The 23,476-nt window shown below is 69.0% G+C and carries 24 protein-coding genes; 8 read left to right on the top strand and 16 right to left on the bottom strand.

The features are described 5' to 3' along the window. Positions 1–36: 36 nt before the first annotated feature. On the bottom strand, positions 37–678 hold the full coding sequence (locus tag D7V80_RS15555) for an RlmE family RNA methyltransferase (RefSeq protein ID WP_120588907.1): 642 nt from the start codon (positions 676–678) through the stop codon (positions 37–39). 81 nt (positions 679–759) lie between these two features. Between D7V80_RS15555 and D7V80_RS15550 the strand changes: the two genes are divergently transcribed. Then, positions 760–1,167, top strand: coding sequence for a hypothetical protein (locus D7V80_RS15550; RefSeq protein WP_120588906.1), 408 nt, complete (start codon positions 760–762; stop codon positions 1,165–1,167). Positions 1,168–1,218: 51 nt separating this feature from the next. Then, on the top strand, positions 1,219–1,506 hold the full coding sequence (locus D7V80_RS15545) for a hypothetical protein (RefSeq protein WP_120588905.1): 288 nt from the start codon (positions 1,219–1,221) through the stop codon (positions 1,504–1,506). On the opposite strand, the gene D7V80_RS15540 is transcribed toward D7V80_RS15545, so the two are convergent. Further along, positions 1,507–2,646, bottom strand: a complete 1,140-nt coding sequence (locus D7V80_RS15540) for an acyl-CoA dehydrogenase family protein (protein ID WP_120588904.1) — start codon at positions 2,644–2,646, stop codon at positions 1,507–1,509. 335 nt (positions 2,647–2,981) lie between these two features. Here D7V80_RS15540 and D7V80_RS15535 point away from each other — a divergent pair, with 335 nt between their 5' ends. The 4 genes from D7V80_RS15535 to D7V80_RS15520 are packed head-to-tail and all read left to right on the top strand — an operon-like array spanning position 2,982 to position 8,987. Continuing rightward, positions 2,982–4,082: an efflux RND transporter periplasmic adaptor subunit gene (locus tag D7V80_RS15535; protein WP_120588903.1), complete on the top strand. Its 1,101-nt coding sequence runs from the start codon at positions 2,982–2,984 to the stop codon at positions 4,080–4,082. Between the two features lie 36 nt (positions 4,083–4,118). Continuing rightward, entirely contained in the window at positions 4,119–7,268 is a 3,150-nt protein-coding gene (locus D7V80_RS15530; RefSeq protein ID WP_120588902.1) for an efflux RND transporter permease subunit, read from the top strand. Continuing rightward, complete coding sequence (locus tag D7V80_RS15525; RefSeq protein ID WP_120588901.1) at positions 7,268–7,831, top strand: MarR family winged helix-turn-helix transcriptional regulator; 564 nt, start codon at positions 7,268–7,270, stop codon at positions 7,829–7,831. The genes D7V80_RS15530 and D7V80_RS15525 overlap by 1 nt, the downstream gene beginning before the upstream one ends. 52 nt (positions 7,832–7,883) lie before the next feature. Further along, positions 7,884–8,987: a hypothetical protein gene (locus tag D7V80_RS15520; protein ID WP_120588900.1), complete on the top strand. Its 1,104-nt coding sequence runs from the start codon at positions 7,884–7,886 to the stop codon at positions 8,985–8,987. A 9-nt stretch (positions 8,988–8,996) separates the two neighbouring features. Here D7V80_RS15520 and D7V80_RS15515 read toward each other — a convergent pair whose 3' ends face one another. From D7V80_RS15515 to D7V80_RS15475, 9 genes are all read right to left on the bottom strand, one after another. Next, positions 8,997–10,748 (bottom strand): AMP-binding protein, encoded by a 1,752-nt coding sequence (locus tag D7V80_RS15515; protein ID WP_120588899.1) that lies wholly within the window; start codon positions 10,746–10,748, stop codon positions 8,997–8,999. Positions 10,749–10,776: 28 nt separating this feature from the next. Then, entirely contained in the window at positions 10,777–11,694 is a 918-nt protein-coding gene (locus D7V80_RS15510) for a serine aminopeptidase domain-containing protein (RefSeq protein WP_120588898.1), read from the bottom strand. Next, positions 11,691–12,137 (bottom strand): thioesterase family protein, encoded by a 447-nt coding sequence (locus D7V80_RS15505; protein WP_120588897.1) that lies wholly within the window; start codon positions 12,135–12,137, stop codon positions 11,691–11,693. Before D7V80_RS15505 ends, D7V80_RS15510 begins: the two co-directional genes overlap by 4 nt. Positions 12,138–12,176: 39 nt before the next feature. Beyond that, the gene (locus D7V80_RS15500; protein WP_233585375.1) at positions 12,177–12,542 is read right to left on the bottom strand and encodes a holo-ACP synthase; all 366 of its coding nucleotides are present in this window, start codon (positions 12,540–12,542) and stop codon (positions 12,177–12,179) included. Further along, complete coding sequence (locus tag D7V80_RS15495; protein ID WP_120588895.1) at positions 12,542–13,501, bottom strand: ferritin-like domain-containing protein; 960 nt, start codon at positions 13,499–13,501, stop codon at positions 12,542–12,544. The genes D7V80_RS15500 and D7V80_RS15495 overlap by 1 nt, the downstream gene beginning before the upstream one ends. Then, positions 13,498–13,794 (bottom strand): hypothetical protein, encoded by a 297-nt coding sequence (locus D7V80_RS15490; RefSeq protein WP_120588894.1) that lies wholly within the window; start codon positions 13,792–13,794, stop codon positions 13,498–13,500. The genes D7V80_RS15495 and D7V80_RS15490 overlap by 4 nt, the downstream gene beginning before the upstream one ends. Positions 13,795–13,942: 148 nt before the next feature. Beyond that, complete coding sequence (locus D7V80_RS15485; protein WP_120588893.1) at positions 13,943–15,121, bottom strand: CaiB/BaiF CoA-transferase family protein; 1,179 nt, start codon at positions 15,119–15,121, stop codon at positions 13,943–13,945. A 90-nt stretch (positions 15,122–15,211) separates the two neighbouring features. Next, complete coding sequence (locus tag D7V80_RS15480; RefSeq protein WP_014397892.1) at positions 15,212–15,541, bottom strand: SCP2 sterol-binding domain-containing protein; 330 nt, start codon at positions 15,539–15,541, stop codon at positions 15,212–15,214. Between the two features lie 99 nt (positions 15,542–15,640). Further along, positions 15,641–16,015: a response regulator gene (locus tag D7V80_RS15475; RefSeq protein WP_014397893.1), complete on the bottom strand. Its 375-nt coding sequence runs from the start codon at positions 16,013–16,015 to the stop codon at positions 15,641–15,643. Positions 16,016–16,223: 208 nt separating this feature from the next. Here D7V80_RS15475 and D7V80_RS15470 point away from each other — a divergent pair, with 208 nt between their 5' ends. Together D7V80_RS15470 and D7V80_RS15465 are read left to right on the top strand one after the other, a co-directional pair. Beyond that, positions 16,224–17,273 carry a sensor histidine kinase KdpD gene (locus D7V80_RS15470; RefSeq protein WP_120588892.1) on the top strand — a complete coding sequence of 350 codons (1,050 nt, stop codon included), beginning with the start codon at positions 16,224–16,226 and terminating at the stop codon, positions 17,271–17,273. A 78-nt stretch (positions 17,274–17,351) separates the two neighbouring features. After that, positions 17,352–17,588: a twin-arginine translocase TatA/TatE family subunit gene (locus tag D7V80_RS15465; protein WP_014397895.1), complete on the top strand. Its 237-nt coding sequence runs from the start codon at positions 17,352–17,354 to the stop codon at positions 17,586–17,588. Positions 17,589–17,718: 130 nt separating this feature from the next. Here the strand turns inward: D7V80_RS15465 and D7V80_RS15460 are convergent, their stop codons facing one another. The 5 genes from D7V80_RS15460 to folE all read right to left on the bottom strand — a co-directional run. Next, entirely contained in the window at positions 17,719–19,587 is a 1,869-nt protein-coding gene (locus tag D7V80_RS15460; protein WP_120588891.1) for a long-chain fatty acid--CoA ligase, read from the bottom strand. Further along, positions 19,584–20,324 carry a tetratricopeptide repeat protein gene (locus D7V80_RS15455; protein ID WP_120588890.1) on the bottom strand — a complete coding sequence of 247 codons (741 nt, stop codon included), beginning with the start codon at positions 20,322–20,324 and terminating at the stop codon, positions 19,584–19,586. Before D7V80_RS15455 ends, D7V80_RS15460 begins: the two co-directional genes overlap by 4 nt. A gap of 147 nt (positions 20,325–20,471) precedes the next feature. Then, positions 20,472–21,212, bottom strand: coding sequence for an RNA polymerase sigma factor RpoD/SigA (locus D7V80_RS15450; RefSeq protein WP_014397912.1), 741 nt, complete (start codon positions 21,210–21,212; stop codon positions 20,472–20,474). 230 nt (positions 21,213–21,442) lie between these two features. Further along, the gene (locus D7V80_RS15445; RefSeq protein ID WP_120588889.1) at positions 21,443–22,870 is read right to left on the bottom strand and encodes an FAD-binding oxidoreductase; all 1,428 of its coding nucleotides are present in this window, start codon (positions 22,868–22,870) and stop codon (positions 21,443–21,445) included. Continuing rightward, the coding region (gene folE / locus D7V80_RS15440; protein WP_370452497.1) for a GTP cyclohydrolase I at positions 22,867–23,476 on the bottom strand (610 nt) is incomplete at its 5' end. The genes folE and D7V80_RS15445, both read right to left, overlap by 4 nt.

Genomic DNA, 23,476 nt, shown 5'->3' with positions numbered 1-23,476 from the left:
ACGCCGCCCGCGCCCGTGGCGTTCCCTTCGCTGTTTTCAGGTCGCCGGGGTCGCCGGGGCCCTGCGCCGCAGCCCCACCACGTAGACCTCCATGCTGGCGCCGCGCGTGGCCTCCGGACGGACGATCTTCACCTCTTCGAAGTGCTTGCGCACCTCGTCACGGAAGGCCTCGAAGTCGCCCCCCATGAAGACCTTGGCCACGAACGTGGCGCCGGGCCGGCCGCGCGCGGCGGCCACCTCCAGCGCCTTGCCCGCGAGCCGCAGGCTGCGCGCCTCGTCCGTGCCCTTGATGCCGGACGTCTTGGGCGCCATGTCGGAGATGACCGCGTCGTAGGGACCGTCGTACAGCGAGGCCAGCTTCGCGTCGAAGTCGTCCGCGAGCACGTCCAGCACCGCCGTCGTCACCCACTTCTGGGAGAAGGGCCGGATGGCCGCGATGTCCACGCCGATGACGCGCCCGTTCATCCCCACCGCGTCCGCCAATATCTGGAGGAACCCGCCCGGCGCCGCGCCCAGATCCAGCACCGCCGCGCCCTTCTTCACGGACCCGGGGAAGCGCTTGAGGATCTCATCGACCTTGAACGCGGAACGCGCTCGCAGTCCCTCTTGCTTGGCTTTCTGGAAATAGTGGTCTTTAGGACGGTAGGGCTTGCCCATGTCAGAAGCCGTCCCTAGCATCCGCTACTGTCTTCGGAAAGCCGGAGCAGTCGCGGCCTGTCGGCTGGCCGCGCCCACGGACTTCGCCGGAGGGTTGGTGGCATGGGCACCCGGAGCGTGACAGCGGCCTTGTGCATCTCCCTGCTCTTCGCGGGCGGGGCGGCGTTCTGCTACGCGCGCGCGGAGGCCCTCCAGGCGGAAGGCCGCTGGCTGATGGCCCGGGGCAGCGCCCAGGCCTCCGACTTCGCCCAGAAGCTGGACGGCACCTCCGTGGATGCCCAGCTGAAGACCTTCAAGGAGCGCCGCGGCGTGATGGAGCAGGCCCACCGCTGGCAGCGGGGCATGCTGCTGGGCATCATGGCCGCCGTCCTCTCCGGCCTGTCCGCCTACGTCCTCTTCCTCCTCAAGCGGCTGGACGACCAGCTCCTGGACGCCACCGGCGAGCTGCGCCGGCCCCAGGAAGCCTCCTCCCTGTCCGCCCCGGCGTTCGCGCCCAGCGTCCAGCGCTAGGCGGGACTCTGGCAGGATGCCCCCCGTTGGATTCTGACGGGGAGGACCGCCATGCCCGGCTGCGCGCACTGCGGACACGCACTCGACATCATCGCGAATCAAGTGGGCCGGAGCGCCACGTGCCCCAGCTGTGAAGAGGACCTGCGCTCGTGCCGCAACTGCCGGCACTTCGACGAGTCCGTGGCCAAGGCCTGCAAGGAGCCCTTCGCGGAAGTGCCCCGCGACAAGGACGAGGCCAACTTCTGCGAGCTCTTCCAGCTGGGCGAAGGCGGCCTGCACCAGAAGGCCTCACGCGACGCGATGCTCAGCGCCGCGGAGGCCCTCTTCGGCAGGAAGTAGCTAGAAGCCGTACAGCTTGGAGATGATCTCCTTCATCACCTCGGAGGTGCCGCCGCCGATGGTGATGAGCCGCACGTCGCGCCACATGCGCGCGATGGGCGTCTCCTCGATGTAGCCCATGCCGCCGAAGAACTGCTGGCAGTCGTAGGCCACGCGCTGGGCCAGGTCTCCGGCGAACAGCTTCGCCATGGAGATCTCCTTCACCGGGTTCTCCTTCCGGTCGTAGAGGTCCACCGCGTAGTAGTTGAGCCGCCGCGCCGCCTCCACCGCCGTCAGGTGCTCCACGAACTTGTGGCGCCACACCTGGAACTTGATGAGGGGCCGGCCGAACGCCTCGCGCTCGTTGCCGTACTGGAGGGCGTCCTCCAGCATCCGGTCCATGCCGCCCACCGTGGTGATGGCGCCCACCAGGCGCTCACCCTGGAAGTTGGTCATGATGTGGTAAAAGCCCTGGTTCTCCTCGCCCAGCACGTAGCGCGCGGGGATGCGGCAGTCCTCGAAGTAGAGGATGGCCGTGTCCGAGGACAGGTTGCCAATCTTGTCCAGCTTCTTGGAGATGCTGAACCCCTTCACGTCCGTGGGGAACGTCACCAGGGAGATGCCGCCGTAGCCCTGCTCGCCGGTGCGCACCGCCAGCGTGATGAAGTCCGCGCGCGTGCCGTTGGTGATCCACATCTTGCTGCCGTTGATGACGTAGTCGTCGCCGTCCCGGCGCGCCGTCGTCTTGATGCTCGCCACGTCCGAGCCGCACCCCGGCTCGCTCACGCCCAGCGCCGCGATGCGGTCGCCCTTGAGCGCGGGCTCCAGGAACTCGCGCTTCTGCTCGTCGGTGCCAATTTCATTGATGATGGGCGTGGCCATCTGGCTCTGCACCAGGAGCGCCATGTTCACGCCCGCGTTGCGGCTGCGCGACAGCTCCTCCGCGAACGCCGTCACGTACCAGTAGTCCAGGCCGCTGCCGCCGAACTTCGGGTCGTGGCTGATGCCCAGGAAGCCCAGCTCGCCGCACTTCTTGAACAGCTCCTTGGGGAAGATGCCTGCCCGGTCCCACTCCAGACCGTAGGGCGCCATCTCCTTCTCCACGAAGGCGCGCACCGACCTGCGAAACGCCTCGTGCTCCTCGGTGAACGGGTTGAGCATCGCAAGTCCTCTTGAGGGGTTGTCCCGCTGTGGGTTGATTCGCGAGTCAATAACAGGCCCCTGGCGTCAGCCACAAGCGACGCCCTGCGTCCCCACCGCGCCCGACGCCCGCCTTCCTGGTGACGCAGCGCGCCGGCAGCGGTGTTGTGAAGAAGATTGAAGGCCTGCCGGGCAGGCGGCCAACCCCGCGGGATGACTGGGGAGTGGATAGTCCGCACTCCGGAGTATCCTCTTGACAGATAATCGAGTGTCGGTAATTTCTAGCCCACAAAGAATTAGCCGGAGCAGGAGCCAGGGCGGGTGTCCCGCCGGCGAACCGGCAGGAGTTCGGACGCGTGAATCAGCGAATCTTGGCTGCCGTGGTGGCCGTGGCGGTGTCGACGGCGGGGTGCTCGAAGGCGGGCGCGGAGAAGGCGCAGCTTCCGACGCAGCAGGAAGGCTCCAACGCGCTGGGCGTCAAGGCGATCACCCCGGCCACGGAGCTGGAGCAGAACGTGACGCGCGTCACGGGCCAGGTCCGCTCCAAGCAGGAGGCCGTCCTGGGCCCCCAGGCGACGGGCACGCTCGCGAAGGTGAACGTCCGGGTGGGCGACAAGGTGAAGAAGGGCGACGTGCTGGCGCAGCTGGACACGTCCAACGTCTCCATCGCGGTGGATCAGGCGAAGGCGGCCAAGGACATGGCGGAGGCCGCGCTGCAGCTGGCCACCAGCAACCTGGAGCGCACGCGCAAGGTGGCCGAGTCCGGCGGCGTCGCGGCCAACGCGCTGGAGCAGGTGGAGATTGGCCAGAAGCAGGCCGCGGCGCAGGCGGCCCAGGCCGGCGCGGCGTACCGGCTGGCGGTGGAGAACCTGCGCGACCACAGCATCGTGGCGCCCTTCAACGGCATCATCACCGCGCGCACCAAGAACGTGGGTGACTCCGTGGCGATGACGCCCTCCACCCCGGTGTTCTCCATCGTGGACACGGACGGGCTGGAGATCCGGATGCTGGTGCCGGAGTCCGTCATCGACAACGTGACGCCGGGCACCGTGACGCCGGGCACCGTGAACCCCAGCGGCATGCGCTTCGAGGCGAAGGTGGCCAACGTGGGCGCCGTCATCGACGCGCAGAGCCGCACCGTGGAGGTGCTGGCGGACGTGACGGGCAAGACGGAGCACCCGCTGCGCCCCGGCGCGCTGGTGGAGATGGACTTCTCCAAGGCCGGGGGCGACGTGGGCAACGGCCTGTTCCTGCCGGCGCAGGCCGTCAGCAGCAAGGGCCAGGATGGCTTCGTGTGGGTGGTGCAGGACGGCACCGTGCGCAAGCGCGACGTGCGCGTGCAGCGCGTGCTGCCGGGCTACGTGAAGGTGCTGCAGGGCCTGACGGCGGAGGAGCGCGTGCTCGCCGACGCCTCGTTGGACGTCAAGGAGGGGACCGCCGTGCGCGTCGCGCAGTAGCGGTCCCTCCTCCCCTCTTCTTCCCTGGGTATCTGAATGCTCAAGACCTTCATTTCACGGCCCATCTTCACCGCCATGCTGATGCTGGCGGTGGTGGTGTTCGGCCTGTTCGCCTATCCGAAGATCGGCGTGGATCAGTTCCCCGACGTCGACTTCCCCGTCGTCACCGTGACGACCATCCTCCCGGGCGCGGACCCGGAGACCATCGAGAAGAACGTCTCCGACCCGCTGGAGGAGGCGCTCAACACGCTCAACGGCGTGGACACGCTCAAGTCCATCAACGTCGAAAGCGTTTCGCAGATCGTCGTGCAGTTCAAGCTGTCCACCAAGGTGGACATCGCGGCGCAGGACGTGCGCGACCGCGTGCAGGCCACGTTGAGCAAGCTGCCGGACGAGGTGGAGACGCCCGTCGTGGAGAAGTTCGACATCGGCGCGGCCCCCATCATCACGCTGGCGCTCGCGGGCGCCCTGCCGGTGGAGGAACTGACGCGCGTCGCGGATGACATCGTGAAGCCGGCCCTCCAGCGTCAGCAGGGCGTGGGCAGCATCGACATCGTCGGTGGCCGTGAGCGGGAGATCCAGCTCGTGGTTGACCCGCAGCGGCTGCGCGGCTTTGGCCTGGCCATCAGCGACGTCAGCCAGGCGCTCAAGGCCCAGAGCCTGGACGTCCCGGGTGGCCGCAGCATGGACAGCGGCCGTGAGCGCATCGTGCGCCTCACGTCCGAAGCGAAGAGCGTGGAGGAGATCCGCAACATCATCATCACCAGCGCGGGCGGCTCTCCCATCCGCGTACGCGACATCGCGGAGGTGGTGGACGGCCCCGCGGAGCAGCGCTCGGGCGCGAAGAGCGGCGAGCGCAGCGCGGTGGCGCTGGTGGTGCGCAAGCAGTCCGGCTCCAACACGGTGCAGGTGGCGGACCTGGTGCAGGAGTCGCTGGGCGAGATCAACAAGTCGCTGCCCGCCGGAGTCCAGGTGGAGACGGTGACGGACAACGCGCGGTTCATCCGCTCGTCCATCCACGCGGTGCAGGAGGACCTCATCCTGGGCGGCGTGCTCGCGGTGCTCATCGTGCTCGTGTTCCTGCGCAACCTGCGCTCCACCATCGTGGCGGCCATCGCGCTGCCGGTGTCCGTGGTGGGTACGTTCGCGGTGATGGCGGCGCTGGGCTTCACGTTCAACATGATCACGATGTTGGCGCTGACGCTGTCCATCGGTCTGCTCATCGACGACGCCATCGTGGTCATCGAGAACATCGTCCGTCACATGGAAGAGGGCGCCTCGCCCATGCAGGCCGCGCTGGAGGGCGCCGGACAGATTGCCCTCGCGGTGCTCGCGGTGACGCTGGCCATCGTGGCGGTGTTCATCCCGGTGGCCTTCATGGACGGCATGATCGGCAAGTTCTTCTACCAGTTCGGCGTCACGGTGGCGGTGGCCACGCTCATCTCCTACGTGGTGTCCATGACGCTCACGCCGATGCTGTCCTCGCGCCTTTTGCGTGAGCACGGCCACCCGACGGGCATCTCCGCGGCGGTGGAGAAGGTGCTGGTGGGCATGGAGAACGGCTACCGGAAGATCCTGGGTGGCATCCTCCGTCATCGCGCGCTCACGATGGTCGTCGCGGTGGTGGTGCTCTTCGCGACCTTCGGCCTGGCCCGCTTCCTCAAGTTCACGTTCATCCCGGAGCAGGACAACGGCAACATCAAGCTCACGGTGGAGCTGCCCATCGGGTCCACCATCCAGGAGACCCAGACGCAGTTGGACACCTTCGCGGCCCAGGTCCGGGCGCTGCCGGGCATCGCCTCCACGTTCACCACCGCCGGTGGCGGCGTGCAGGAGGAGGTCCACAAGGGCGAGGTGCTCATCAACCTGAAGCCGGTGAAGGACCGCGCCTTCAAGCAGAGCGAGCTCAAGGCCTACCTGCGCCAGAACATCCACCCGCCCCAGGGCATCACCGTGGCGGTGCAGGACGTGACCGCGGTGTCCGGTGGTGGCGCGCGCTCGCAGCAGGTGCAGTTCAACCTGCGCGGCGACAACTGGAAGGAGCTGACGGAGTCCGCGGAGAAGATGCGCCAGGCGATGCTCAAGAACCCGGGCCTCACCGACGTGGACATGACGTACCGCTCCGGCAAGCCGCAGTACGACGTGCAGGTGGACCGCGACCGCGCGGCCACGCTGGGCGTTCCGGCCGCGTCCCTGGGCCAGACGCTGCGCGCCTACCTGGGCCGCGACAAGGTGCTGGACTACCGCGAGGGCGGTGAGACGTACGAGGTGAAGCTGCGCCTGCCGCCGGAGACGCTGGCCTCCGCGGACGCGCTCGGTCAGCTGGCCGTGCGCTCCCCCACGGGACAGCTGGTGGAGCTGCGCAACCTGGCCCGCATCATCCCCGCGGAAGGGCCGGTGCAGATCGACCGTCAGTCGCAGAAGCGGCAGGTCACCATGCTGGCGAACCTGAAGGAGGGCTACGCACTGTCGGACGCCATCACCTACATGCAGGGCTACGCCGCCAAGGAGCTGCCCAAGAGCGTCACGGGCGAGCTGGAAGGCAACGCGAAGGAGCTGGGCAAGTCCGTGGCCGCGTTCGGCACGGCGCTGCTGCTGGGCATCATCCTCATCTACATGATCCTCGCGGCGCAGTTCGAAAGCCTCATCCACCCGTTCACGATCATGCTGTCCTTGCCCTTCGCCTTCATCGGGGCCATTGGCGGCCTGCTCATCACCGGCCAGTACATGTCCATGTTCGCCCTCATCGGCGTCATCATGCTCATGGGCCTGGTGGTGAAGAACGGCATCCTCCTGGTGGACTTCACGCTGCAGGTCCGTGAGAAGGGCCGCACGGCGCACGAGGCGCTCCTCGAGGCCGCTCCGGTGCGTCTGCGTCCCATCCTGATGACGACCATCGCGATGATCGCCGGCATGATCCCGGTGGCCATCGCCAAGGGCGACGGCGCGGAGACGCGCGCGCCCATGGCCATCACCATCATCGGCGGCCTCATCACCTCCACGTTCCTCACGCTGGGCGTGGTGCCGGTGGTGTACTCGCTGCTGGATCAGCTGGCCGCGCGCTTCAAGCGCAACAAGGGCAGCGACCCCGGCTTCGCGGGTGGCTCTGGCACGGCGCACGGTCCGTCCAACCAGGACCGTGAGCGGGAGGCCGCGGCGGCCGCGGCCCGGGTGGAGACGGCCTGATGCGCCGCCCCACCTCCATCACCTCCCCCTCGGAGTCCGAAGTGCGCTCCGAGGGGAAGGACGAGGCCGCTGACGAGAAGGCCGTGATGGAGCGCCTGCTCCAGGAAGGGGACCAGTCCACGCCGGACTCACGCCGCTTCATGGGGCTCATCCGGGAGCTGGCCCACTTCCGCTCCCTGAGGGACCCGCTGGCGAGCCTCTGTGACGACATGCGGCTGACCCCCACCCAGGTGCACGCGCTGGGGTGGCTGGGCATGGACGGCCCCATCCAGGTGGGGGTGCTGGCGCAGCGCATCGGCATCACCAAGAAGACCATCACCGGCGTGGTGGACCGCCTGGAGGACATGGGCATGGTGGAGCGCGGCCGGGACGCGGAGGACCGCCGCGCCGTCACCGCGAAGCTCACCGACCGGGGCTGTGAAATCTACAAGGTCATCCAGCTGATGACGGACGCGGGCATCCGGCGGTTGATGGGCCTGCTTCCCGAGGATGACCGCGAGGCGCTGTTCGGCATCATCGAGCGGATGCTCGCCCGGATGAAGGCCAGCGCCCCGCCGCGCTGAAGACGGCCCCCAGGTGCGTGGACGGGCGCGGGCTGCGACACTGCCCGCGCCCATGCTCCCCTCCTTCGTGGCCCTGCTCGGGCTTGGCCTGAGCGCCGCTCCCCCGCCCTCCCCTCCCTCCGCGTCCGCGGTGCTCCACGAGCAGTGCCGCGCGCACGCGGCGGATCCAACCAGGCCCTGGGCGCTCGCGCACGGCATGGACCTGGACGGGAAGGCCTTCCGTGCGCGGGATGGCCGCGCGGCCTCGGACGCCATCGTCGCGGGGTTCCTGCGCCGCGACGCGCCTGACGCGGGAGGCACGGCCCGCTACTTCTTCGACGCCTTCACCCCGGACGGCACGCCCGTGGAGCCCCACCCGGCGCTCCAGGTGAAGACCTTCCTGCTCGCGGGCTACCCGCGCTCGCAGGCGTTTCCCACGGCGTGGGGCAAGGTGACGCTGGGGGAGCTGGTGGCGTCGCTCCAGCACGACTTCCGCCCCGCGCTCGCCGCGTCGCCGGATGGAGCCTGGGCGCTGGACGCGCTGTCGCACGTGCTGAAGCCCGGGGACTCGTTCGTCAACGGCGCGGGGGAGACGGTGCGCATGGACGCGGTGATGGACACCGCGCTCGCCACGCTGGAGTCCGCGAACGCGGAGCTGCTCCGGGGCATGAAGGCGGGCCTGCCGCAGGTGCCCAAGAACAAGCAGGGCATCTACGCGCACCCGTGTGGCGGGCTCCACTTCTTCCAGGCCGTCGCGGGGTGGGCGCGGTTTCCCGCCGTGCGCAAGGCGTGGGGCCCGCGGCTGGACGCGCAGGTGGACGTGCTGGTGTACCGGCTGGGCTCGGAGGCGAAGCAGTACGAGGCCGCGCTCACCGCCGCGCCCGCGTACCGCGTCCCGGTGCTGGTGCAGATGGTGAAGTTCTACGGCCACTTCCTGGAGGCCCTGGGGCGCTACCGGGACGAGACGGGCTGGAAGCCCACGCCCGCGCAGGCCCGCGCGGTGGCGGAGGCGAAGGCCGCGCTGGAGCACGCCACGCGGAGGCTGGAGGCCACGGGCGCCTTCCGCGACACGGAGGCGCTGTCCCGGACGCAGCCCCAGCTCGCCCTGGACCTGGTGGGCGATGCGTGCCACGCGGCGCGCGGCTGGGACCTGTGGGCCTCCGCGAAGGCCCGCTGAGTCACGGGCTCAGGGCCCGTCCTGACGCTGGCCCCCCGGCTTGAACCGCAGGAGCCCCGCGGAGAGCGCCGCCTTCCCGGAGGCCATCCACCGCCGGCCCCGCTGCCGCGCGACCATCACCGAGCCCAGCACGAGCCGCTGCGCGCGCATCTGGAGCAGGTCCGCGCGCAGCTCCCTGGGCGTCACGGTGCGGATGCGGCCCTGCGCGTAGGCCTCGGCGATGGCGCGGCGCTGGAGCTTGCCGCTGCTCGTCTTCTGGAGCTGGCCGTAGCGGATGAAGAGGACATCTTGCGGCGCGAGCGTCACGCCCACCGTCTCCAGCACCGACTGGCAGACCTGCTTGCGGCTGTCCTCCAGGCGCTCCAGCGCGGACGGGTGGTTCACCTCCGCCAGCACCACGATGCGCCCCTGCGCCTGGATGACGGCGGTGCGGCCCGGGCGGATGAAGCCCAGCCGCTCCACGGCCTGCTCGAAGTCCCCGGAGAAGAAGCTCTGGCCGTTCACCTTGATGCGGTCGTTGATCCGCCCGGTGATGAAGAGCTCGCCCTCCTTCTGGAAGCCCAGGTCGCCCGTGGCGAAGAAGCCGTCGTCGCCTCCAAGGGGCCGGTCGTCCAGGAAGTACGACGGCGCCAGGCTGCCGCCGCGCAGCTCGACCTCCCCCAGCTCACCTTCACCGCACAGCTGTCCATCCTCCGCGCGCAGCCGCACCTCGAACTCCGACAACGGACGGCCCACGGAGATGGCCGGCTGGCCGTTGGGCGCGGTGATGACGCTCACCTTCTGGCCCCGCGCCACGCTCGCGACAATCAACACCGTCTCCGCCATGCCGTAGCAGGGCATGAACACGTCGCGCCGCAGGCCACACGGGGCGAGGATGTCCAGGAACTGCTCCAGGTTGGGGATGTTGATGGGCTCGCTGCCCAGGTAGATGCCCTGGACGCTCGACAGGTCCAACCGCTTCAGGTCGTCCGCGTCCGCCGACTTGAGCGACTTCAGCGCGTAGTCGATGGCGAAGTTGGGGATGACGGAGCCCGCCACCCGTTCGGAGGAGATGAGCTCCAGCCAGCCCATGGGGTCCATCAGGAACGACGCGGGCTGGGACAGCAGCAGGTCATTGCCCGCCGCGAGGCAGGTGAGCAGCCCGCCGATGAGCCCCATGTCGTGGTACAGCGGCAGCCAGCTCGTCACCCGCTCGTCGACCGTGCGGTAGTCGTGCCGGATGATCATCCGCAGGTTCGCGGCCAGGTTCTCGTGGGTGATGGGCACGCCCTTGGGGAACGACGTGGACCCTGACGAGAACTGCACGAACGCCAGCTCCCCGGGCGCCACCTCGCGCAGCTTCGCACCGGGGCGCTTCGCGCCCGCGGATGGCAGCGGCAGCCGCTCCAGGGGCAGCTCCAGCCCGGCCAGGCTTGGCACGTCCAGCACCACCGAGGCGCTGTAGCGCTCGCGGATGCGCGCGAGGAAGTCCCGGTAGGGCCCCTTCGGCGTGCTCAGGATGTACGGCTTCACGGACAGGGGCACCGCGCCCAGCTCCATCAGCCCCAGGAAGGAGAAGATGACGGACGAGGAGGTTTCGAAGGGCAGCACCACGCGCGTGCCCGGCGCCACGCCGCGCGCGCGGAAGTGCTCCGCCGCCCCTGCCACCCGGGAGGCGAACTCCCGGTAGGGCACGAACTCCGACGGCGCGACGAAGTCGTCGTAGAGAAACAGGCCGCGCCGCGGATCCACTGACTCCAACCGCTGGATGATGTCGAGCATTCGAAAAACCTCCCCTCCTCCGGGTCCTTCAGTGCGCGGGCGCCACCTGACGCATCCACGCGAGCACGCGGGGTAGCACCTCCGCGCGGGCGCGCTCCCCGCGCACCACGTCGAAGTGGCCCGCTTCCCAGCTCAGCCCCTGCGCGCGCCCCAGGACGAACAGGTCCTTGCGGGCACTGCCCAGGTGGGCCACCAGCTTCTCCACGCGCTGCGGTGACGCATGGAACATGTCCGCCGCGCCCACGCCCGCGAACACCGGCAGCGTCACGTTGCCCAGCGCGCGCCAGTAGTCCGTCGCGCCGTCCGCGCTCCGGAACGCGCCCGTGGGCGCCCAGTCCGTGAACTGCCGCATCACGCCCGCCGGTTCGTCCCAGGGCCCCTGCCTCAGCGCCTTCGCCGGGAAGCGTCCCAGCATCCCCGCCACCGCGGCCGAGAAGCCCAGCTGGAAGCGCTTCTTGAACCCGCCGTCGCTGTAGTCGTTCACCGCCGAGGACAGCGTGCACACGCCGGACAGCGATGCCTGGAGCGAGGGGTCCACGCCCAGGGCCGCCAGCGCCGCGTAGCCCGCCATGCTGTGGGCCAGCAGGAACAGCGGACCGGCGTGACGTGCGCCCACGGCCCGCACCAGGTCCGGGATGTCGTGGCGCACGTACGTGTCGAAGCTCCAGTCGTACGCGCGCTTCGCCGGCCAGCGGCTCTTGCCATGCCCGCGCAGGGATGCGACGTACGCCACGCAGCCCGCGTCCACGAACGTGCGCGCGGCCCCGTCGCCCTGCCCGCCCAGGAAGAAGCGGCCGTCGGAGAACAGGCCCGGCACGAAGAGGACGCCGGGCGCGGAGTCCGGCGTCCCGGACATTCTCGCCTCCACGACGTGCAGCGCGTGCTCCTGGGACGTGGGCACCCAGAGGTCCTGCGACGTGAACTCCGGCTTCACGTGCGTGCTCATGGAAGCGACTCCTCGACGGGAGCCACCGGAGCGCGCGCGGCGTCCAGGAACTGCTGCAGCGACGCGAGCGACCGCTCCCGCGCGTCCAGGAAGGCCACGCTCACCAGCGCCTCCACCGCCACCCGCCCGTCCGCCGCCAGGAACACGCGCTGACGGAACCGCGCGCGGTAGTGGATGCCGTCCGGCTCCAGCTCGTCCGCCGCGGGCGACTCCAGCTCCGTGCGCACCACCACTTCGCCCGGGGGAATCTCCCGGCGGTAGTCCACCTCCACGCGCGACACCACGGCCACCACCGGCCCTCCGCGCCTCAGCCCCTGCCGCTCCAGCCAGGCCCAGCGGCCGGCCTCCAGGTACTCCAGCGTGGTGGCGTTGTTCACGTGCCCCAGGGTGTCCAGGTCATTGGGACGTACGCGCAGCGTGAGCGACGACTCTTCGAAGTGCACGGGGGGATGTCCTTCGGCTGTCGGGGGAGGACAGCGACTTCAGGGGGATGGAGCGCGCGTCACGATGACCACCGTCGAGACGAACCCTCCGCTATGCGACAGCGATACAGCGACCTGCAGGCCCTCGCGCGCCAGGTGCGTCGCGAGCGTGCCGTGAAACCGGAAGCGCGGCGCGTGCCGGGCGTCGTGGACGAGCTCCGCGTCCGTCCAGAACCAACCGTCGACCGCGGGCAGCGCCTTGAAGAGGGCCTCCTTCGCGCTGAAGCCCGCCGCCAGGCTCTGCAACGGATCCACCGCGCGCTCGAAGTGGGCGAGCTCCGCGGCGGTGAAGAAGACGTCCGGCTCCCGCAGGGCCCGTGCGGCCTCCAGCTCCGAGATGGCCTGGAGGTCGTGGCCCAGGCCCATCAGCACCCGACGAGGTCCATCCAGGTGTTCTCCAGCTCGTCTCGCGACGTCACCGTGATGCCGGTGATGCGCTTGAGCGCGTGGAAGATGAGCTGCTCCTTCTTGCGCAGCGCGTCCGGCGCATAGAAGCCCTCGCGGTGCCGCACCTGATCCCACCAGTTGACGTGCGTCTCGCGGGACTCCACATGCTCGCGCTTGCTGCCGTGCACTTCGCCGCCGTCGCGCAGGAACAGGTGCGCCACCGCGAACGCCTCCTTCGCCTTGTACGCGCCGCTGTCCACCAGCGCCTTGGCGAAGGCGATGAAGTAGTTCATGTGCTGCACTTCGTCCGCGGCCACCTGCTTGAACAGCGCGCGCAGGCCCGGGTCCTGGACCATCTGCGAGCACTGGCCGTAGTCCACCGCCGCCACCACCTCGGAGATGGACAGCAGCGTGAGCGTGCGCAGCATGTCGTCGTCCGGGAAGACCTTGCGGAACTCCATGAAGGTGGCGTCGGTGATGGGCTCCAGCCGCAGCACCGTGGACAGGCGGTTGAACGCCGTCTCGTGGTGCGCCTCCTCCTCGTTCCAGTAGCGGCTCCACGTGCCGCACGCCTGCATGATGGCGGCGACGGTGGGGTTCTGCTCCTGCCACCGGCGGCACTCCTGGTCCGCCAGCCGCTCCAGCCGGTCCGCGCCCGGCTTCGTCGTCAGCTCCGCCCGCCCCGCGTTCCACACCATGTGCCGGTCGGCTTCGCCCACGTGCGCGAAGTCCACCTGGGCCAGCATCTCCACGACGCTCCAGCGCCGCGATTCATGCAGCCGCTGCTGCTCCCAGGTGATGTCCACCAGCGACAGGCCCCGCCGGGTGAGGGCTTCGTACAGCTCCGTCAGGATGGCCGGGCGGCCTTCGCGCGGGTGGAGGGGGGAGGGAGCGACCGTCGCTTCTTCGTGCTCGAGGATGCGCACCAGGACGCTCATGCCGATTTCCGCTCCGGGTTCGTGACTTCGCCCATGAACACCGCCAGGACCTTGGACACCGGCGTGTCCAGCGACAGCGCCGGCAGGCGGACCCGGAGTCCAAAGTCCTTGCGCAGCCCGTTGGATGTGCGGGCAAAGGCTTCCATCAGGTCCACGCTGTTGGTCATTCGCTCGGAGCGTGTAATCAGCGCCGCGAGTGTGAGGTCCTCGGAGAACAATTCCAACTCCGTGAGTCCCACGTTCTCGGCGAACTTCCGCCGGATATATGACTCGAGCTCCTGCGCGTCGGGCACGGAATACCTTCCTTCCCAGGGCTTGAAAGTCGATTTCCAGTCCGAAAACCGGAAAAGATCTAACTGTGGCTCCAGAGCTGTCAATCAGCAACGGGTCACTTTGGATCCGCGCACGAACCCGCCCTCACAGGTTCGTTTCACGCGTCATTCATGCAATCAGGCGCGAGATTTCCTCAGCCGTGAAACCCGCGTCTTCCAGGATGGCGCGCGAGTGCTGTCCCAGCGTGGGCGGTGGACGCAGCGGGACGTCGCCCATGCGCAGGGGCGTGAGCAGGTGCGTGACGCGGATGCCGCGCTGCGCATCGTCCGTCTCCACGAAGAGGCCGCGCGCGCGCAGCTGCGGATCCGCGAGCACCTCGTCGCCTTCCGCCACCGGCTCCACGCAGAACTCCGCGCCGGAGAGCTGCTCGCGCCAGTGCGCCAGGGGCTGGCTCGCGAAGATGCGGGTGAGCTCCGCCTTCACGCGCGCGCCGTCCTCGCCGCCCGAGTACGCGTCATCCAGCAGCTCCGGACGGCCCAGCTTCGCGCAGAGCGCGCCGAAGAACTTGGGCTCCAGCGCGCCCACCGCGAGCCAGCGGTCGTCCGCGGTGCGGTACAGGCCATAGCTGGGATAGCCGCCGTTGAGCGGCTCGCTTCCGCGCTGGAGCGGCGCGCCCTCCTTCCCCATGAACAGGCGCGAGGCCAGGTGCAGGTGGAGGAACGCCAGCGCGCCGTCCGTCATGGACACGTCCACGAAGCGGCCCACGCCGGTGCGCTCGCGCTCGTGCAGCGCGGCCAGGATGCCCACCAGCGCGAAGAGGCTGCCGCCGCCAATGTCCGCCATCTGCACGCCCGGGAACGCGGGCGCGCCACCGGCCTCGCCGCCGTAGCCCAGCAGGCCCGCGCGGGCCACGTAGTTGAGGTCATGCCCCGCCTTGAGCCGGTCCGGCCCCGTCTGGCCGTAGCCGGAGATGGCGCAGTAGATGAGCCGCGGGTTCTTCTGGCGCAGCACCGCTTCGCCCACGCCCAGCTTGTCCATGACGCCGGGGCGGAAGCTCTCCACCAGCACGTCGTAGTGGGACACGAGGCGCAGGAGCGCTTCACGGCCTTCCGGCGCCTTGAGGTTCAGCGTGAGCGAGCGCTTGTTGCGGTGCAGCCCGTAGTAGAGCGCGCCCTCCCCGTCTCGGTGCGGCGGCATGTGGCGGGTGGCGTCCCCCACGTCCGGGTCCTCCACCGTGTCCACGGTGGCGCCCAGGTCCGCGAGCACCAGCGTCGCGTACGGGCCGGGCAACAGGCGCGACAGGTCCAATACCCGCAGGCCTGCGAGGGGGGAAGACGGCTCGGACATGGGAGGGGGCTCCAGGGGGAAGTGGAGACATGCAGACGGCGCGTCCCCACAAGGGTGACGCGCCGTCGGTACGGCAAGCTACGGAGAGGCTCAGGCCAGCAGCTTCGCCAGCTTCATGGCGAGGCCCATGTCCATCGGCTTGAACTTGAGCTTGCCCTGCATGGCGGCCATCTGCGGGTTCAGCTTGCCCTCGCGGATCTTCACGAAGTCGTCGTTGCTGACGGTGACCGTCATCTTCGACGCGCCGTTGAGACCCTCGGACACCCAGCCCTCGGACTTGGTGGTGTCCAGCGTCCACTTGCCGCCACCGTCACCGGAGACGTCGAAGTGGATGATGGCGTTGATGTCCTTCGCCAGCTCCGGCTTCGCCTGAAGCTTCTCGGGAATCTGCCCCTCGATGATGTCCTTCGCGGTCGCCATGACTCGCTCCTTGGTATTCAGCGTTGATTGGTGAATCAGGCCTGCGCGGACCGTAGTGGCGCCCCACCGTCGGGTCAAGCACGGCCACGGGGTGCATGCTCAGACGCGCGAGGTGTCCGCCGAGGGGTTGAGGGACTGTCGCACCATCGACAGCAGGTCGTTGAGCTCGAAGGGCTTGGCCAGGTGGCCCATGGCGCCAATGTCCTTCGCCTTGCTGCCGACGTTGCGGTCCGCGCTGAGGACGATGATGGGGATGCCCGCGAAGTCCGGCTTCTGGCGCATGCGCTGGGCGAACTCCCAGCCGTCCATCACCGGCATCATCAGGTCCAGGAGGATGAGGTGCGGAGGGTCCGGCTCCAGGCGCTCCAGGGCCTCCTTGCCGTTGCGCGCACGGCGGATCTCGAAGCCTTCGGCCTCCAGGATCTCCGAGAGCGCCTCCAGGATGTCGGGATCGTCGTCCACGACGAGCACCACGGGTGCGTCAGTCTGCTGTGCGTTGAGCGAGGTCAGAGTTGTCTCCTCGATACCGCTTCCGGAGATGGATCATCCACCATCACTGGCCCCCCGGGTGCAAGAAATCAAGGGCCCCGCGGACGGAGCCGGAGCCCGTTGCAAAACCGACAGTCACTGCCCACCCTTCCGTTGATTCGAGGCACGGCCAGGGGAGGTCCGCGTGACGTGGATGGGGGAGACGCCTGGAGTCAACGAAACCGCGCCGGGGCTCGCGCTGCTGCCCCGTCAGGGGACACCTCGCCTGCTCGGCCCCCTGCTCCTGGACTACCTGGGGCTGGAGGCCCTGCCTCCCATGTCGGCCGTGACGGGCATCGACGGGCTGATGGCCGCCGTGGGCTTCCGACGCAAGAACGGCGAGCGCAACCTGTGGGAGCGCCAGGACCGCACCCTGCTGGTGGGCGAGGAGCCGCTGGAGGACGGCGGGCGCCTGGTCTGGGCGCTGCCGGTGCCCTGGAGCACGGAGCCGGCTTCACCCAAGGTGCCCCAGGCTTCACCGCCAGGCGAGCGCGTGGAGGACCGCGTGCGCTTCCTGTCGCTCGCGTCGCACGACCTGCGCGGGTCGCTGGCCAACATCCGCTCGTACGCGGCGCTGCTGCTCAACGGGCGCATCCCGCTGGAGCCCAAGGCGCAGCGCGGGCTGGAGACCATCCTGCGCAACGCGGACCGGGCGCTCTCCTTCGCCCAGGACTTCTTCGACTCCAGCCGCGCGGACCTGGGCGCGCTGGCGTGTGAGCGCGAGCGCCAGCCGCTGCTGCCCATCCTGGATGCCGCGGTGGAGCGCACGCGGGCCGCGGCGGCCGCCGCCAACGTGGGGCTGGAGCTGGACACGCTGCCGGAGCTGCCGGACGTGACGGTGGACGCGGGCCGCATCCAGCACGCGGTGGAGGCCTTCGTGCATCACCTGCTGGCACGCGCGCAGCCGGGCGAAGCGCTCCACGTGCGCGCCGAGCGCCTGGGGCACCAGGTGCGGGTGGAGGTGCGCCGCGACGGCGCGGCCGCTCCGGAAGAGGACATCACCGCTGTCTTCCAGTGCGAGGAGCGCGCCTTCCGCGAGCGCAAGCTGGAGGATCCGCTGCGCGTCTTCCTGGCCCGGCAGGAGGTGGAGGCCCACGGTGGACAGGTGGGCGCCCAGGCGGACGCGGGCGGCACCACCCTCTTCCTCACGTTGCCCTTATCGGTGCCAGCGGAACTCGGGCAGCCAGCGGGCTGGCAGGCGTGAGCCCCGGCCAGCGGAGTTGCTAGCGCGACCCACCTCCCACCGGTATGCTCCCCCGCGCATTTCGTGAGGAGCGAAGCCATGGGATTGAAGCTTCCTGAGATTCTTCTGATTTTCGCGGCGCTGCTGCTGCTGTTCGGCGGCTCGCGGTTGCCGCAGCTCGGCTCGTCCCTGGGCAGCGCGCTCCGCAACTTCAAGCGCGGCTTCTCCAGCGACGAGGAGAAGGACGACGCTGGCGACAAGAAGACCGGCACGCTGTCCGCGTCCACCACCGTGGACAAGGACGTCGCCGCCAAGTCGCCCAGCTCGCACGCCTGAGCGCGGGCCCGTCCGGGTGGGCCCGGGAAGGCCCCGCCCCTGACGTCAAGACATCACTGAACGTTCACCCGTGACGCCCGTACCGTGACCGCTCGAAAGCGGCCAGGGACGGGCGTCGGGCTTTGGTGCGTCAGTCCATGACCTTGGCGCCTTCGTACATGGCGTCGATGGTCTTGATGTACTTCTGGCTGGCGACCTTGCGCTTCACCTTGAGGGTGGGCGTGAGCTCACCGGACTCCTGCGTGAAGTCCGCGTCCATGACGGCGATCTTCTTGATGCTGGAGTACGGGGGGATCTCCGCGTTCACCTTCTTGATGATCTCCTCGACGGCCACCTTGATCTCCGGCCGCTGGGAGTTCTGCGCGTAGGTGCCCACCGGGATGCCCTTGTCCTCCAGGAGCTTCTTGGCCGGCTCCTCGGACACGGTGATCAGCGCCACCAGGAACGGCCGCTTGTCGCCGTACACCATGGCCTGGCTGATGAGCGGGAAGGTCTTGAGCGTGTTCTCGATGTTCTGAGGCGCCACGTTCTTGCCGCCCGCGGTGACGATGATGTCCTTCTTGCGGTCGGTGATGCGCAGGTAGTTGTCGGAGTCCACCTCGCCAATGTCGCCGGTGTGGAACCAGCCGTCCGGATCCAGCACCTCCGCGGTGGCGGCGGGGTTCTTGTAGTAGCCCTTCATCACGCAGGGGCCACGCACCAGGATCTCACCGTCCGAGGCGATCTTGATCTCCGTGCCCGGCACCGGCGGGCCCACGGTGCCGATCTTGATCTTCTCCACGCGGTTGGCGTTGCACGGCGCGCTCGTCTCCGTGAGGCCGTAGCCCTCCAGGACCTTGAGCTCGAGCAGGTCGAAGAAGTACGCGATCTTCCGGGACAGCGGCGCGCCGCCGGAGATGAAGATGCGCATGTTGCCGCCCAGCTTCTCGTCCAGGGTCTTGCGCACCTTGGAGAACACCAGCTTCTTGGCCAGGCTGAACTGGAGCGAGCTGTACTCGCGGCCCTGTCCCTTGGCCTCGGCGTACTCGTCGAAGAGGCCGAAGGCCCACTTGAAGAGCTTGCCCTTCACGCCGGGGGCGGCCGAGCCGTTGGCCACGACGTTGTTGTAGACCTTCTCGAACACGCGCGGCACGGACGGCAGCACCGTGGGGCGCGTCTCCGCCAGGTTCGCGAGCAGCTTGTCCACCGACTCCGCGATGATGAGGCGGAAGCCCATGGACAGCCACGCGGCCTTCACCACCTGGGCGAACACGTGCGCCAGGGGCAGGAAGAGCATGACGGAGTCGTCCGGCTTCATCATGCCCATGGCCTGGGTGGCCTTCGCTTCGTAGGCCCAGTTGCCGTGGGTGAGGATGACGCCCTTCGGGTCGCCCGTGGTGCCGGAGGTGTAGACGAGCATGTTGGTGTCGTCCAACTTCACCTGCGACACGCGCTCGGTGAACGCGGACTCGGCGGCCTGGGGGATGCCCTTGCCGGAGGCCACCATGTCCGCGAGCGACATCTCCTTGTCCCCGGAGATGGGGCCTTCGAAGACGACGATCTTCTGCAGCGTGGGGATGTCCCCCAGCTTGGAGCGAACGCGCGACAGGCGGCCCGCCTGCTTGGCGTCCTTCTCGTCGTTGTCGACGAGCAGCAGCTTCGTCTCCGAGTGGTTCAGGACGTAGCGGCACTCATCCGGCGTGTTGGAGCCATAGATGGGCACCGTGATGGCCTGGGCCGCGCTGATGGCCAGGTCCGCGATGATCCACTGCAAGCTGGTATTGGCGAAGATGGCGACCCGGTCCCCGGGCTGAACGCCCTGGGCGATGAGGCCCGCCGCCTGCGCCTTCACGTCCTCCAGCACCTGCGCGAACGTGACGTCCTGCCAGCGCCCGTCCTTCTTGTGCGTCACGCCTACCTTGGAGGCGTTCTGGGCCCGCTGAACGAGCAACTGGACGAGGTTCTGCTCCTGCGTCCCGCTCGCCGCGGGAGCCGTCGTGACCTGACTCTCTGCCCTCACTTGAGCTCCTCCTGGATGTCGGCATCCACCTTCTTGGCCCACTGCTGCACGCGCTGCCCCTCAGCGGGGTTGTACGCGGTGCTTCCCTGCTTGACCTTCTCGATTGCGGCGCTCGCGTCCTTCGCCTTGCCGTCCTTCAGCAACGTCTCGGCAAGGTAGTAGTGCGCGCGCAGCGACTGCGGAAACTTGGCGATGGCCTTCTGGTAGTACTCGGCGGACTTGCCCAGGTCGCGCTTGGGCCAGGGCAGCTCATAGAAGTAACGCCCCTTCACCAGCCAGGGTCCGCCGTACTCGTACGTGGCGTCGAGCTTCAGCGCGGTGTCCAGGCGCTCGTTGAACTTGCCCTCCAGCCCGTCGCCCAGCGCCTTCATGATGCCCACGGCCTGCGAGTAGGAGCCAATGCCGCAGGCGGCGAAGTAGTAGCCCTCCACGCGCGCCGGCTGGAGCTTTGCGGCCTTGTCCCCGGCCTCCCAGGTCTGCTTGCCCAGGACCATCTTGAGCTTCTTCTCCGTGGCGCCGTCCGCCTGCCACTGGAGGATGCGCGCCTTGCGCCACGCCAGGTCGAAGTCGTCCGGCGCGGCCTTCAGCGCCTCGGACACTTCCTTGTCCAGCGCCTTCACGGACTCCGCGTCACTGCGCTTCGCGTACAACGCGTCGAGTTGGTCGAGCAGCGCGGGATCCGCGGCGTTTGCCGGGATGGCCCAAAGCACCCAAAGGGCAAGCAATTTCAAGCGCATCGAAAAGCCTTAGCACGCACGCTCGCCTACCATCAACCGAACGTACCAGACGCAGCGCGGCAAAAACGAAGACGGGACCGGCAAGGTGCGAACACCCCGCCAGGTCCCGTCAGCGACGCAACAGATGCTGCCTTTTCCGCTTCCGCTTCAGGCCGCGTCGGCCGTGGCGGTGTGCTCCTCGTTCTCGTTGAACGCGATGAGGTAGCGCTCCAGGAAGTTCTTCGTCTTCAGCTCCACCTGGCGCACGCGCTCGCGCGACACGCCCCAGCGCTGGCCCAGCTCCTCCAGCGTCAGCGGCTTGTCCTGCGTGAGGCGCTCCTGGAGGATGTCCCAACCCAGGTCGCCAATGCGCTTGCGCACCTTGGCCAGGGCATCCTGGATTTCGGTGTCCTGCTCGCGGGAGAGGAACGACTCCTGCGGGGAGGGGCCGCCGTCCTCCAGCCGGTCGAGGAAGGTCGTCTCGCCCTCCTCGTCGATGGTGGCGTCCAGCGAGAAGTCCACCATGCTGCCGCGCTCCGCCTCACCGCCGCGCACCTGGCTGCGGTTGTCCTTCAGGTAGCGGGTGATGTAGGCGCGGATCCACCAGACGGCATAGGTGGCGAAGCGCACGTTCTTCTTCGGGTCGAAGTGCTCGATGGCCTTCATGAGGCCGACGTTGCCTTCCTGGATGAGGTCATCCAGGCGGGCCCCGCGGTTGGCGAACTTCTTCGCCACGGCGACCACGAAAGCGAGGTTGGAGCTGGCGAGCGTCTGTCGGGCGCTCTCGTCACCCTTGCGGGCCTGGCGGGCCAGCTCGTACTCCTGCTCACGCGTGAGCTGCTGGTGCCCGCCCAGGTGACGCAGGTAATGCGAAAGGCCCTCTGCCGCGAACTTCGTCGAGTTGGCCATGATTTCCCGTCCTTCCGTTCGTAACTGCCGGACGCGATGAATCCCCCGACGAACCGCGTCCATCTGTCACTAGGACGCGCAACGGCGGAAAGGGTTTCTCATTCCTTCCAAGAAGGGCATTTCCCCCTCTTACCCTTGTCAAAAGCCCGTCACGCACTCGCACTTCCGGGCCCTTGGCAGCGCGCGACGCGACGGGTGGGACAGCACCTACGTTTCCGGTCACGAGGTCTTCAACGCTTGAGCGCGGGGAAGATTTTCTCGGGATTGAGCAGACCTGATGGATCGAAAAAGGCCTTCAGGCGGCGCTGAAGTTCCAACAGCGCGGGCGCCTGCTCCAGCGCCAGATATTCCCGCTTCGCGTGCCCCACGCCGTGCTCACCGGTGATGGTGCCTCCCAGCTCCACGGTGAGCACCAGCATGCGCCGCAGCGCCTCGTCCACGAGGGGGCGCTGGCTGGCACCTTCGTAGAGGATGTTGGCGTGCAGGTTGCCGTCGCCCGCGTGGCCATATGTGGCCACGGTGAGCCCCAGCTCCTCCCCCATCTTCTTCAGCCGCTCGATGATCTCGGGAATTTTCGAGCGGGGCACCACGATGTCCTCGGAAATCTTGGCGGGCTTGAGCGCGCGCAGCGCCGGGGAAATCACCCGCCGCGCCGCCCACAGCTTCTCGCGCTGGCTGTCGTCCTGGGCCACCAGGGTCTGGGTGGCCCCGTGCTGATTGCAGAGGTCTCCCAACAGTTGGAGCTCCGCGAAGACGCCTTCGGAGGTGTTGCCGTCGACCTCGGCGATGAGGGCGGCGCCCGCGTCCGGGGGGAACTGGAAGCTGCCCCGGTGCACGATGGCCTGGACGGCCACCTCGTCGATGAGCTCCAGGCAGCGCGGCAGGAGGCCGGCGGCGAGCACCGCGGAGACGCCTCGCGCCGCGTCCAGCACGGAGGGGAACACCACCAGCGCGGTCATCACCTGACGGGGCAGTGGAATCAGCTGCACCGTGATTTCGGTGGCCACGCCGAGCGTGCCCTCGGAGCCCACGAAGAGCCCCACCAGGTCATAGCCGGCCACGCCCTTGATGGTGCGCCGGCCCACACGCAGCACCTCGCCGTCCGGCATCACCCACTCCAGGCCGATGACGTAGTCGCGCGTGACGCCGTACTTCAGGGCGCGCGGGCCGCCGGCGTTCTCCGCCACGTTGCCGCCCAGCGTGCAGAACTCCCAGGAGTTCGGATCCGGCGGGTAGAAGAGGCCCTGCGCCTCCACGGCCTTCATCAGGTCGCCCGTCACCACGCCTGGCTCCACCACCGCGGTGAGGTCCTCCCTGGAGATGGAGCGGATCTTGTTCATGCGCTCCAGGCTGACCGCCATGCCGCCCTTCAGGGGCAGCGAGCCGCCGCTCTTGCCGCTGCGCGCGCCGCAGGGGGTGAAGGGCACGCCGTGCGCCTGGCACGCCTTGAAGATGGCGGACACCTGCGCGGTGGTCTCCGGCAGGAGGACGGCGTCGGGCCGGTACACGCCGCTGTCGGACTCGTCGCGCGCGTAGGCGTCGAGCGTGGCCTCGTCGCGCTTCACCTGGCCCTGGGACAGCACGTCCGCCAGGGCCTCCAGCACCTTCGCCACGCGCTCGGGCGCCACGCGCTCGAAGGCCTGGGAGGCGGGGTTCATCGGCCCGCCCCCGTGCGAGCCCCCAGCCGGGCCCACAGCTCGCGGCGCAGGGGGCCGTCGCGGCGCAGGCGCCCTTCATAGGCCTCCGCGTGGGTGACGGCGTCGCGCTGGTGGTCGGCCCTCAGCCGCAGGCACGCCTGCTCCGCCTCCAGGATGCAGGCGGTGGCGGGACTGTCGAGCACGCGGGCGAGCGACCGCGCCACCTGCCGCGCCAGGTCCTCCTGGAGGATGAGCCGGTGCGCGAAGAGGTCCACCAGCGCGCCGATGCGCCCGAAGCCCACCACGCGCGAACCCGGCACGTAGGCCACGTGCGCGCGGCCGGTGAAGGGCAGGAGGTGGTGCGGGCACATGGAGTGGAAGCGCAGGTCCGTCACGACCACCAGCTCGCCGGAGGAGTCCGCGGGCGCGGGGTAGGTCTTCCCAAGCGCCTCCTCGGGCGTGCGGCCGTAGCCGTCGAGGAAGCCGTTCGCCCACACGTCGGCCACGCGCGTGGGCGTGTCCAACAGGTTCACGTCCTGGAGGTCGAGCCCCGCGGCGGTGAGGAAGTCGCGGACCGCCCGGGCCATGCCGGCGGGGTCGGGGCGCACGGCGCGAGGGGCCGGGGCC

Source organism: Corallococcus sp. CA054B (assembly GCF_003611625.1).
Lineage (GTDB): Bacteria > Myxococcota > Myxococcia > Myxococcales > Myxococcaceae > Corallococcus > Corallococcus coralloides.
This window is presented reverse-complemented; position numbering and strand designations above follow the sequence as displayed.